We start from the raw sequence: 12245 nt of genomic DNA on the forward strand, positions 1-12245 counted from the left end.
TTGACCTTATGGTAGCTAGTCACCCAATCATATTGCTGGGCATACTGGTCACACAAGTGTCCTGAGCCATCACTCGAGCCGTCATCAATCAAGAGGACTTCCATATCCTTGTAAGTCTGATGTTCCAAACTCTCCATGGCATAATGAAGGTAGTCCTCCACATTATAAACAGGCACAATTACCGAAATCATATTTTCTTTTCTTTCTCTTACTTAGTTTTACAGTTTAAATCTCAAATGAACTTCTATCTGGAAGCAGTTGATCCATAGCCTTGATAAAGTCTGTCATCACCTGCTCCTCGTCTTGAATGTTAAATCCATCATTGATACACATAATTTGGTATTTGCCAGAATTTAGTATCTTCCAAAAATCTGGTCCGGCATTATCCAAAGAAAAGAGTCCTCCCAACTTAGGATTTCCGATAGCGTATTTACCACTGGCAATCTGCCAATACTTAAAGAGCCAAACATTGGTATCAGAAGGATTTCTAAAGCGACTAGCCGAGGTTCTTTCCAAGACAGCTTTTTCCTTTTCCCATACCAAGTTCATCGTTGATCTTAGTAGAGGATAGGGCAGATGACTCTCCCAGAAACCACAGATAAACTGACTATTTCTGTATAGTAGCGACTTAACGATACTTTTTAATCCCTGCTTTGGATCAAAGAATTGGCCATTCTTCAAAATTTCATTTCGACTGAAATAGCTAGTGACAATCTCCATGTCATTTATCTGAAAATTCCCCGTTCCATATCGCTCAGGAATAATCGGTGAAAGAGCCGTATTATATTTGGGTAAACCATCCTCTGAGAAAAAATCTGTCGGCTCAACTGGAGCTGTCAAATACATATCGTCATTAAAAAAAACAAAATGCTCTGAGAGACCAGGGATTCGATGGATGTTACTTTCGATAGGATTGGCAGAAAAAACTGGCAGGTAGTCATTACAGATAATCTCTGTATGATCTACCAACACCAATTTTTCACTATTTATATCTAACCAGCTTGGCTTTTGCTGGTCGGTCACGAGGTAGACCTTATTGACCCAAGGAGCAAATTTTTCAACTCCTCTAAACCAATATTTAAAGGTCCCCCATTCTCGGTAAGCCTTGACTGAATTCATACTCTGTTTAGAAGTATTAACCGAGCCATCATAGCTTGATTTTTTTTCTTGCCACACAGGATCATTCCCATCAACCCAAGTAACAACAAAATCTATTTTATTCATAACTAATCTTTTCTATCTGTTTTATACAACTCCGAAAAGTTCTTGATGTAACTCTCCAAAGAAAACAGCTCTTTTTGTCTCTGATATCCTACTCGCCCAAATTTTTCTCTTTTTTCAGAACTATCTAGTAAGAGAGAAATGGCATTAGAAAGTTCTTGAGGACGATTTGGTTTGACTAAGCAACCACTTTTGTCATCTACTACCATTTCAGCTATTCCCCCATTGTTATAACCAACAACTGGTTTTGAACAAGCCATGGCTTCTAGGACTACTGTAGGTAGGGAATCAGGTTTTATACTTGGTAAGACAAAGATATCAAACATATTATAAAGTTCAGAAGTCTTATCGTAGTAATCAATACGATGAATTTGTGACACAACAGATGAAGAAGCTATTCTCTTATCTAGTTCTTCTAAGCGCCATTCTTCACCAGGAAAAACACCTCCAGCTAGGAAAGCCACCGCTTGCTCATTCTTTTCCAAAAGTGGCTCGACTGCTTCTATGAAATCATTTTGTCCTTTGATAGCATTGACCCGACCAATCATGCCAATCACAAGTGCATCTTGCGCAATGTCAAATTTTTCACGAATAGAAGACGCATCCATTGGATAATAGACAGCATTATCGACACCGTTATAAATCACTTCCACTTGGCTATCTTTGATAAAGGGAGACTGCTTGATATGATTAGCGACCGCTTGGGACACCGTCACAATCTTGTCTGCATATCGTCCCATGAGCATATTGATAAAGTCAGAAATAGCTTTGGGTTTGACGATAATCTCATGAACATGCCAAATCAAAGGCAGCTTGAGCTTGCGTTTCAAATAGATGCCCTCCAAAACAGCCGCTGTATTATTGTGAACCATATCTATACTGTGTTCTCGAGCATAGAGGGCGATTTGCTTAGCATAGAAATTATAAGAGCGAATATAGTCGGCAATGCCTTTAGGATTAAAGTATTTTCTACGTAAAATCGGATAATCCAACACGCTGACCTTAGCTCCAACTTGGCGCAAAGCCTCGACTAAAACACCATCATTTGGCAGGATGACGTGAGCTTCAAATTCTTTGGAATCCAACCCTTTAATCAATTCCAGTAAAACCTTATCTGCTCCATACATTTCTGCACCAGCATGCAAGTATAAAATCCGTTTCATTCCCTATCCTTTAAACACTTCTTCATAATCTGACACAATCTTTTCCCATGTGAAAGCTGAGAGGATTCTTTGGCTTGACTTGAAATCCAAGTCAGTTATTGCTACCTGATCAAATCCTTCTACTTCCTCAATGACACGTGCCAACTCATCTTTTTTCCAATAAATGGCCCCATCTTCACCAACTTCACGGTTAAAACCAACATCTAGCAACAAATTTAGTTTTGTGGATGCTAAAGCTTCCAGTAGAGAAGGGTTGGTTCCTCCAACCTCATGCCCATGGAAATAGGCAAAGGCATTTTCACGGATGTACTTGAGCAACTCTTGGTCATAGACAGTACCGACAAATTTGACCCTAGGATCTTTGTCAAAACCAGTATCCCGTAACAACTGGTCGTAAAATTTATTCTGCTCCACATTTGTGATGAGAACAAAGTCCTTTTTGGACTTGGACTTGATAAATTCACGAATCATAGCTTCGTAGTTATTTTCAGGAACAAATCGTCCCACTACTAGATAATAGCCATTTTCGCTAACTCCTTTTTCCTGATACCAGTTCCGAACCTTGGTATCTTCTGACTTCAGGCTTGAAGGAACAGTATCCGTTCCATAGGCAATATAGGTGGTCTTTGGTTGATACTGCTTATAATCCTCTTGGATATATTGTTCGATATTTTTACTGTCACAGACCAGTAAATCTGCATGTTTGACCATGAGCTTCTCTGAAAATTTCCAGTACTTACGAACTGGCAGGCTCCACTTTGCTCGTAGCCATTCATGACCATCAGGATTCACCAGCAAAGAGCCACCAATCGCACAAATTTTTTTCTTAAGTCCAGAAATAAAAGGACCGATGCGACAAGCTAGAATGTAAAAAATGGGAGCCTCGTCCTTGTTTTCCTTAGCCAATTCAATAGCCTTGTTGACCGCTGCAATATCGTAAGCGATGGCGCGGGCCGGGCCGATATTGGGTACATCGATGTTGAAGCAAATGGCTCCATTGTGCTCAAACTGGTCTTCCGTAATGCCAGACTTAGCAGAATTTTCACGCATACAAGCAACATAGTATTGTATGTTGCTGTCTTTTTGATATTCGGTTAATTTTTCAACAAAGGTTTCAAATCCTCCATACTTAGCAGGAATCCCCTTTGAACCAATAATATAAACTGACTGTTTCATTTCTCTCCTAACAGGACTGAAGGGCAGAAATTACTTCGCCCCATCTCTCATAAATACAACTTTAACGGTCTTTAACAATATTTCAATATCTTTCCAAATAGTCCAATCATCAATATAGGCCACATCTAATTTGACAACTTCATTGAAATCCTTGATCTCACTTCGCCCGCTGACTTGCCACAAGCCTGTTATCCCAGGTTTAAAACTCAATCGACGTTTCTGTTCAGGAGTATATTTCTCATACTCATCAACTGTTGGGGGACGGGTCCCTACTAGACTCATATCTCCCATTAAAACATTCCAAAACTGTGGCAACTCATCTAGGCTGGTCTTACGAATAAAGCGACCAATGGGAGTGATACGAGGATCATCATCAACCTTAAACATACCACCTTGCATGGTATTTTGAGCTAAAAGTTCTTGTTTGCGCATTTCAGCATTCACACACATGGATCTAAATTTATAGAAAGTGAAATGTCGACCATTTTTTCCAATACGCGTTTGAGAAAAAATCGCTGGCCCACCATCTTGTCGAATCATTGGAACCAAAACAATGCTCACCAAACCACAAATAATCAATCCGACAATAGAACCGACAATATCAATGAAACGTTTAGCAATGACATGACTCGTCTTATAAAATTTTGTAGAAAACGTGATAACATTCAGCCCTGCCATCCCACGAATCTTTTTATCACTACCTAGATAGTTATTAAAAGCATTCAGGTTAACTGTCACGTCAATTCCCATTGTCTCAAAAAGTGAGATAAACTCCCCGATGTCATACTCTTCACTTGGTAGATTGATAAAAACCTCATCGACAACTTCATGAGTAGCAAAGTCTAAGATGTTCTCAGCAGGTACAACGGTTAAGGTTTGATGCTGGAAATCAGGCTGGTCTAAAACACTGACCGCCACCAAATTCCAAAAAATTTCTCCCGACTCTATCAGCCTATCGATGACTTTTTCAACCCTAGAGGTAGCTGTTATCAAGAATATCTTCTTACTCCCCTTGAGATTTGGAAAGATGCTTTTTCTATAGCGTTTAATGCATAGATTCAACAAATACAACAGAATAGAGTGTATTGTCAAAAAATAAATCATTCCTCGTCTAGAGATACTAAAACGATCTTCTAAGAAAAAATTCGAAATACTGATAGCTAAAGCAAAGAACACGATATACTTTGTCGTGTTGATAAACTCTGCTAAATAACCCCTTTTAAAAAAATCATGCCCATAATCACTGATATAAAACACAAAAAAATGAAGAATGAACAAGATAATAACCGAAGTATTTACAATCTCTGTTTCCTTAACAAAACTAAGTAAATAAGCTAATAAAATGACAAGAAAACTCTGGATTGCCGCCAAAGTAATCTTCAATCCCTTTTCTTCCATAATCTATTCCCTAAGCTAACTCTTACTTTTTTCCATAGGAGCCATAAGCCCCATATGATCCATACTTCTCAACTGAAGTATTGAGTTTATTAAGCACAATTCCTAAGAATGGTTTGCTTGTTTGTTCGAGTTGTTCTTTAGCTTTTTGGACATCACGACGATTTGTTTCACCAGCCGCAGTTACTAAAACAGAAGCGTCACACTGCTGCGTGATAATCGCCGCATCGATAACAACTCCAATCGGAGCAGTATCTACAACGATGTAGTCAAAGTACTTGCGTAAGGTGTCAATCATGGTCGCAAAATTTTCACTTTGTAGCAAGGCTGTTGGGTTGGGTGATATAGAACCCGCTTGAATAACAAACAAGTTTTCAACATTGGTATCACATAGGCCTTGTGATAGGTCTGTCGTCCCAGATAAGAACTCTGTTAGTCCAGTAATCTTCTCGCGTGATTTAAAAACACCTGACATGACAGAATTACGAATATCGGCATCGATTAACAGCGTCTTATAGCCCGCACGCGCGAAAGCCCAAGCAATATTTGTAGAAGTAGTTGACTTCCCTTCACCCGGTTTCACAGACGTGATCGAAATAACTTTCAAATTATTCCCACTCAACTGTATATTGGTACGAAGCGCATTATAATATTCTTCAGCTTTTCTTGCCAAATCTAATTTTTTTTGTACAATCTCTAATGTTGGCATCTCTCTCTCCTATTTCAATTTATCCAAATTTGGAACTACTCCCAATAGCGCAATTTGCATCACATCTTCGATATCTTCTGGACGTTTCACTCGTGTATCTAAGAGCTCAACTAGGAGAACCGTAACAACCATTACAACTGCGCCAGCAAGAAATCCAACCATGGTATTGCGACGGATATTTGGAGACGATGGGGATGTTGCAGGACGAGCTTCTTCAAGCGTTGTCACATCTGAAACTCGCGTGACACTGATGATTTTTTGGGCAGCAACCTCTCTCAAAGAGTTAGCGATGCGGCTCGCTTCTTCAGGAAAACGATCTGTCACAGAGATAGAAACAATACGCGTATCCACTGGAACTGTTACCTTAATTTTACTAGCTAGACCTTTTGGAGGGAGATCTAGTTTCAAATCAGTCGCAACTTTTTCTAAAACGTCTTGCGAGAGAATGATTTCACGATAGTCTTTTACCAAGTAAGATCCAGCTTGCAAGTCTTGGTTGGTCAAACCTGGCTTATCTCCCTGATTACGGTTGACCACATAAATTCGGGTCGTACTCGTAAACTCCGGCTTCACAATAAAACTACTGTAGGCAAATGCTACTGTCCCTGTCACGAATGCTACCAAAGCAATTAAAAATTTTCGTTTCCAAAGGATTTTAAGTAAGTGAAATACATCGATTTCCATCATATTTTGTTCTTTCATTTTTTCTCCTAAATCAATTGATCCATTATTATTTTTCGGGGATTATCCTTAAAAAGTTCCTTAGCCTTATCTTCACTGTATTTTTTGGCAATGATATCATAGGCTTCCTCCATATGAGGAGGTCTGTGATCCAAGTTGTGCATATCACTTGCGATCACGTGAACCAGATCTCGTTCCAAGAAATACTGAGCTCTCTTTTTCATGAATTTATAAGTTTCTCCGAAGAGTTTAGGTTTCAAGACATGAGAACTATTGACTTGAGTATAACATCCCATATCAATCAGCTCTCGCACGCGCTGCTCATTGTTTTCTAAAGCATCGTAACGTTCAATGTGGGCAATGATGGGTGTAATGCCTAACATTAGAATATTACTCAGCCCCTTATGCATATCCCGATAGGGTGTATTCATACTAAACTCAATCAAAGCATAGCGACTATCGTTGAGGGTCGGGATTAATTTCTTTTCTAACTTCTCAACAACATCTGGCGTATAGTAGATTTCTGCCCCATAGGCAATGATTAAGTTATCCGCAACTTCCTTAGCCATTTCTCGCACCTTTAGAAAGTTAGTCGCGATTTTTTCTTCAGGAGTTTCGAACATCCCTTTTCGTCTATGCGAAGTTGAAACGATTGTCCTCACTCCTTGACTGTAGGCCTCTCTAAGAAGTTTTTTACTTTCCTCTATCGACTTTGGACCATCGTCCACATCAAAAACGATGTGCGAATGAATATCGATCATGCTACTTGCCCTCCATCACATCATTGATAGCAGCTTTCGCAGCGGCCAAGCTACTTTCATCAATTTCCATCATGTAGAGGTTACTATCTGGCATAGCGTATGAAGGAAGATCCGTGCGTCCAGTTCCTTTCAAGTCTTGAGAGTTGACTTTGTAGTTCCCACCACTCTCCAATTGAGTATTAACCAGATCCATCATGGTTTCCAAAGGCATATTGGTCTGAAGAGAATCTTGTAATCCTTGAATAATATTGTCATAGTTCTTCAAAGCTTCAGTTGATGTTAATTTCTGAATCACAGCTACAATAACCTTTTGTTGGTTTCGACCACGGTCACGATCTCCATCTGCTAGAGAGTAGCGCTCACGGACAAAACCAAGAGCCTGCTCAGAGTCTAGATGGACATTTCCAACTGGGAAATGGAACTTCCCGTGTAAAGATGTGAAATCTTGGTCATTATAAACATCTACGCCACCTAAAAGGTCAATCAACTTCAAGAAAGAGGTAAAGTTCAAGCGCACATAATAGTTAATATCCACCCCATAGAGATTTTCCAAGGTATGAATCGACGAGTCTACTCCATAAATCCCTGCATGGGTCAATTTGTCCTTTTGATTGTTTCCTCCATCCGCAATCGGAACATAGGAATCACGAGGAGTTGTAGTGAGAAGGATTTTCTTGGTATCTCGATTCACAGTCATTAGAATATTCACATCAGAACGCGAAACGGAACTAATCGGACCATAGGTATCAATACCGCTCACATAAATATTGAAAGCTTTATTCTTCGATACCTTTGGTGCCGCAACATCCTTAGTTAATTGTTTTGTATAGATTTTTTTGATTTTTGAAGCATAATCTGGATACTCTGCTTCAATGATATTTTCAAAGACACTATTTAAGACAATTGCTTTCGTTTCACCAGAAAGCAGACTCTTATAAGCTGCTAGGTAAGAAGTCGCTTTCTCAACTGTCAAGTCCTTACTCTGGCTGGTCTTAATATCTGCTAACAACTTTTGAATATTGTCATTGTCTGTCTCTGTTGGCCCCGTAACCGTATCCAGTTGAGTCACATTATTGATCTCACTATCTTTCAAAACGACCACACTGATTGAATACTCTGAGTAGTTTGAGGTCGCATTGATATGATTGGTAAAACCGACAAACTGTTGCAAAGCATAGAGAGAAACGGAGCTAACTACGATAGCAAGTGTCAAAAAGAAAACCGTAAACTTCTCGGCTTTTTTATACACTATCAGAAGGATTGCAATTACAGCAGAAATGAGAATAAGAACCGCCGTAAGGATATTGAGGTACCGAAAAGCTAAGATATTATGTTTAAAAATCAAGAACAGCAAAAAACCACCCAACAGTAGATAAATGGTTAATAAGACTATGTTAATATTTCGTTTCATGTTGCCAGAACGAGCTCTCTTTGAACGTCTACTCATGATAATCCCCTATACACGTTAATAGTTATAAATATTATATCACAATCATGATGGAAATTCCATCCATCCTTGCTATTTTCAGCGTTTTCATTCGCTTTTGTTCTCTTAAGTTGCTCTGAAATATAAGCAAAGTTCCGAATGCCATTCTGCACAAAAAGACAAGGCGCTCAGGGGCAACCTTGTCTGTAATCTTATTTTACGTGGTTTTCAAACTCTTTTTGGCTCTTTTCGATAGCTTTTTTACTTTCTTCTTCCCACTTAGCCTTGGCTTCATCAAATTGTTTCTTGGTAACAGGGTCTTTTTGTAATCTCATGTACTTATAATTATTTCCGTCACCCTTGATTCCCACTAGGGAGTAGGCACGTGTAAACGGAGTTACTTTGGTTACAGAGGCTGTACCACCATTTGACATAGCAGACATAACTAGAGAATTGTCAATCATCCAAGCTTGAGCTTCAGCGTATTTTTCATAACGCTTAGTGACATCTTTATTCTCAGCATCTGCTTCTTTCAGGAGTTGTGTATAGGTATCGAGCCCCAAACTCTTAATGAGCTCTTGGTCTTCCTTGGCATCAAGACCAAAAATCTTGAGATAGAAGCCTGTTTCAGCATTGAAGGGGTCTAGATAAGTTGATGGATCCTGGTAATCACCAACCCAACCATCAAAGTTTAGGTCGTAGTCACGAGCTGCTGGATTTGGTGCTAGGAAGGCAACATTCCCAAAGTCATCTGTAGAAAGCTGTTGAACATCAATGACGATATTGTCAGAACCTAGTACTGTTTCAAGGGTTTGTTTAACCGAGTTCATACCAGAAACCGCATTTTTATTCGTCTGATCAACAGGGACATCCAAATGGATTGGGAAAGTCACGCCTTGGGCTTCCAATTCCTTTTTAGCTTCCGCAAATCTTGCTTGGGCCTTTTCCTTGTTAAAGTAGGCATCTTGAGCATCTGCCAAATTGATACCTGACCACTCAGTTCCGTAGTTCACAAGCTTAGAAGCTGTTACTTCTCCAAAGGTCTTATCTCCCACCTGGACAAATGTTGGAGGAACTAGAGTATTACGAAGGGTTTTGCTCGCTGCTTCTTCACCGTTAGATTGAGCAGAGTAGGCTGTTCGATCAATTCCAAAGTTGATAGCCTGACGGAAATTTTTATTTAAGATAGCTGTTTGAGCTGATTTCTTTTGTTCGTCCGTTGTTTTAGCGGTATGATTATAGGTTTTGCGGTTGACGTTAAAGTTAAAGTACCAAGATGTCTTGTCTTGTAAACTATAGACGATATTGTCTTGGTATTTTTCTTTTGTCTTAGCATAGTTCGAACTATTTGGATAGACTCCTGCAATCGAGTAAGCACCACTTTCAAAGTTTCGAATGGTCATCTCCTGATCTGACCCATCAAAGTAAGCTAACTTAACTTTTTCAATGGTTACTTTATCATGGTCATAATAGTGTGGATTCTTCACATATTCAATCGAAGATTTTGATGTGAAATCTTTTAACAGATAGGGGCCGTTATAAAGGATACTGTCTGGTGTCAAGGTACCAAAATCTTTATCCTTTGATTTCAAGAACTCTTCGTTGACTGGGAAAAGAATACTATTGGTTGTCTTTGAATTCCAGTACGGTTCTGGTCGAGTCAAAGTGTACTCGACTGTGTAATCATCCAAGGCTTTGACACCAACAGTTGAAAAGTCATTGGTCACACCCGTCACATAGTCATTCAATCCCTTGATTGAATTTTGAATCAGATCCATGGCTTGCCCCTTGTTGTCCGCGGCATATTTGATCCCAGTGACAAAATCCTGAGCTTTGACTGAAGCATACTCCTCACCGTCAGCTGTATACCACTTGGCATCTTTTCTAAGCTTGTAGGTATAGATCAAACCATCTGATGAAACAGACCAATCCTCCGCAAGAGCAGGCACGAGGTTCCCGTAGCTGTCATTTTCTAGCAAACCATCTACAAGATTGGTAATAACGGCAGTGTTATCTGCATAATAATCTAGGAGATAGTTAAAAGTTGTTGGATTCGCACTAAATGTTGATGAATAAGTGCTAGTATCTGTATTGGACTGTCCACATGCAGAGAGCAAAATCCCTGTCGCTAAGACAAGACCTGTCCCAATCAGTCTTTTTTTCATTTTGATCATCACTCACTCCTTTATGTCACTTTTTATAACATAACCATATTTTATCAAATTTATTCAAAAATGTAAAGTTACTACTTTTATGACAACTGGTGTCTCAAAACAAAAAAAGGAAGCACAGTTTCCTGCAACTTCCTTTTCTATTTATAGATTACTTGACGTGTTTTTCAAGTTCTTTTTGGTATTTGGCATTTGTTTCGATTTTTTCTTGTTGCCATTTCTTGAAGGCTTCTTCGTATTCTTTTGCAGTCACAACGTCATTTTGCAACTCCAAACCTTTGAACACAAATGGGTCTCCCTTGATCCCGACTTGAGAATAAGCTTTTGTGAATGGTACAGTACGGCTAACCGTTGGAGAACCACCTGAAGAAGCAACTGGAATCAAGAGTGAGCTATCAGACACCCAAGCTTGAGCTTTAGCATATTTTTCATAACGCTTGTTAAGGTCGCTGGTTTCAGCTGCAGCATCATCCAAGAGCTTTTTGTACTCATCAAGTCCAACTTGAGCCATCACTTCTGGATCTTTTCCGCGAGTGATCCCCAAGTGTTTAAGGGCAGAACCCTTCTTGGCATCAAGGATGTTGAGGTAGGTAGCTGGGTCTTGATAGTCTGGCCCCCAACCAGTTCCGTTCAAGTCATAGTCTTTTTGAGATGGAACCTTGGCTTGAGACGTAATGCTTATTTTCTCATTATCGGTCATTTGAAGGACATCAACAATGACATTTTCAGTACCAAGTGATGATTCGATAGACTGCTTGAGTGAGTTGGTTTGTTGAACCGCGATTACATCTGTTTGTTCAACGGGGATATCCAAATGGATTGGGAAGGTAACCCCCTTGGCTTGCAATTCTTCCTTGGCTTTAGCAAAGGCTGCCTTAGCTTTTTCAGGACTGTAAATCGTATCCTTGCCATCTGTAAGGGCTACATCTTTCCACTGGTCTCCATATGAAACGAGCTCTGCCTGAGCCAACTCTCCAAAGGTTTTTTCACCCACTTGAACGTAGTCATGTGGCACTAGGCTGTTACGGATAATCTTGTTCGCACCTTCTTCACCATTCAACTGAGCAGTATAAGAATGACGATCAAGGGCAAAGTTCAGCGCCTGACGGAAGTTCTTGTTGAGAAGAGCTTCTTTCGTTGATGTTTTTTGAGCTTCGTCTGTTTTAGCTGTTTTATTATAAGATTGGCGGTTTACGTTAACAGTGAGGTAGTAGCTAGTCGCTTCTTGTGGACTGTAGACAATCTTATCGCCGTACTCTTGTTTAGTTGACTCAAAGTTTGAGCTTGTTGGGAAGAGACGGGCTGTTGTATAAGCACCTTGTGTAAAGCTACGAATCAAAGATTCTTGGTCTGATCCATCGTAGAAAGTTAGTTTAATATTGTCAATCTTGACATTGTCCTTATCCCAGTAGTTTGGATTCTTTTCATATTCAATGACTGATTTTGAAGTCAATGATTTCAAGAAGTAAGGACCATTATATAGGATACCCGATGGAGTTGGTGCACCGTAGTCGCTCCCTTTAGAATTCAAGAATTCTTCAT

Annotated in this window: 11 protein-coding genes; all 11 read right to left on the bottom strand. The window is 39.6% G+C overall.

The genetic code is table 11. The features are described from left to right. Positions 1-191, bottom strand: a 191-nt coding sequence (locus GMD1S_RS05320) for a glycosyltransferase family 2 protein (protein WP_000626473.1), incomplete at its 3' end; no start/stop codon positions are given. A 34-nt stretch (positions 192-225) separates the two neighbouring features. Continuing rightward, complete coding sequence (locus tag GMD1S_RS05325; protein WP_001033091.1) at positions 226-1224, bottom strand: Stealth CR1 domain-containing protein; 999 nt, start codon at positions 1222-1224, stop codon at positions 226-228. Between the two features lie 2 nt (positions 1225-1226). Next, on the bottom strand, positions 1227-2384 hold the full coding sequence (locus tag GMD1S_RS05330; RefSeq protein ID WP_000822224.1) for a glycosyltransferase family 4 protein: 1158 nt from the start codon (positions 2382-2384) through the stop codon (positions 1227-1229). Positions 2385-2387: 3 nt separating this feature from the next. Further along, the gene (cps2T, locus tag GMD1S_RS05335; RefSeq protein ID WP_000814503.1) at positions 2388-3560 is read right to left on the bottom strand and encodes a beta 1-4 rhamnosyltransferase Cps2T; all 1173 of its coding nucleotides are present in this window, start codon (positions 3558-3560) and stop codon (positions 2388-2390) included. A 30-nt stretch (positions 3561-3590) separates the two neighbouring features. Then, positions 3591-4958 (bottom strand): sugar transferase, encoded by a 1368-nt coding sequence (locus GMD1S_RS05340; protein WP_000391463.1) that lies wholly within the window; start codon positions 4956-4958, stop codon positions 3591-3593. 22 nt (positions 4959-4980) lie between these two features. Next, entirely contained in the window at positions 4981-5664 is a 684-nt protein-coding gene (locus tag GMD1S_RS05345; RefSeq protein ID WP_001142575.1) for a tyrosine-protein kinase, read from the bottom strand. Between the two features lie 9 nt (positions 5665-5673). Continuing rightward, positions 5674-6366 (bottom strand): capsular polysaccharide biosynthesis protein CpsC, encoded by a 693-nt coding sequence (gene cpsC, locus GMD1S_RS05350; protein ID WP_000664123.1) that lies wholly within the window; start codon positions 6364-6366, stop codon positions 5674-5676. 8 nt (positions 6367-6374) lie between these two features. After that, positions 6375-7106 (bottom strand): capsular polysaccharide biosynthesis protein Cps4B, encoded by a 732-nt coding sequence (cps4B, locus tag GMD1S_RS05355; RefSeq protein WP_000565332.1) that lies wholly within the window; start codon positions 7104-7106, stop codon positions 6375-6377. 1 nt (position 7107) lies between these two features. Next, positions 7108-8553 carry an LCP family glycopolymer transferase CpsA gene (locus GMD1S_RS05360; protein ID WP_000091227.1) on the bottom strand — a complete coding sequence of 482 codons (1446 nt, stop codon included), beginning with the start codon at positions 8551-8553 and terminating at the stop codon, positions 7108-7110. A 191-nt stretch (positions 8554-8744) separates the two neighbouring features. Further along, positions 8745-10706: a peptide ABC transporter substrate-binding protein gene (locus tag GMD1S_RS05365; protein ID WP_000594271.1), complete on the bottom strand. Its 1962-nt coding sequence runs from the start codon at positions 10704-10706 to the stop codon at positions 8745-8747. Positions 10707-10854: 148 nt separating this feature from the next. Beyond that, on the bottom strand, positions 10855-12245 hold a 1391-nt coding region (locus GMD1S_RS11550; RefSeq protein ID WP_000330851.1), incomplete at its 5' end, for an ABC transporter substrate-binding protein.

The organism is Streptococcus sp. GMD1S, from assembly GCF_000296875.1.
GTDB lineage: Bacteria > Bacillota > Bacilli > Lactobacillales > Streptococcaceae > Streptococcus.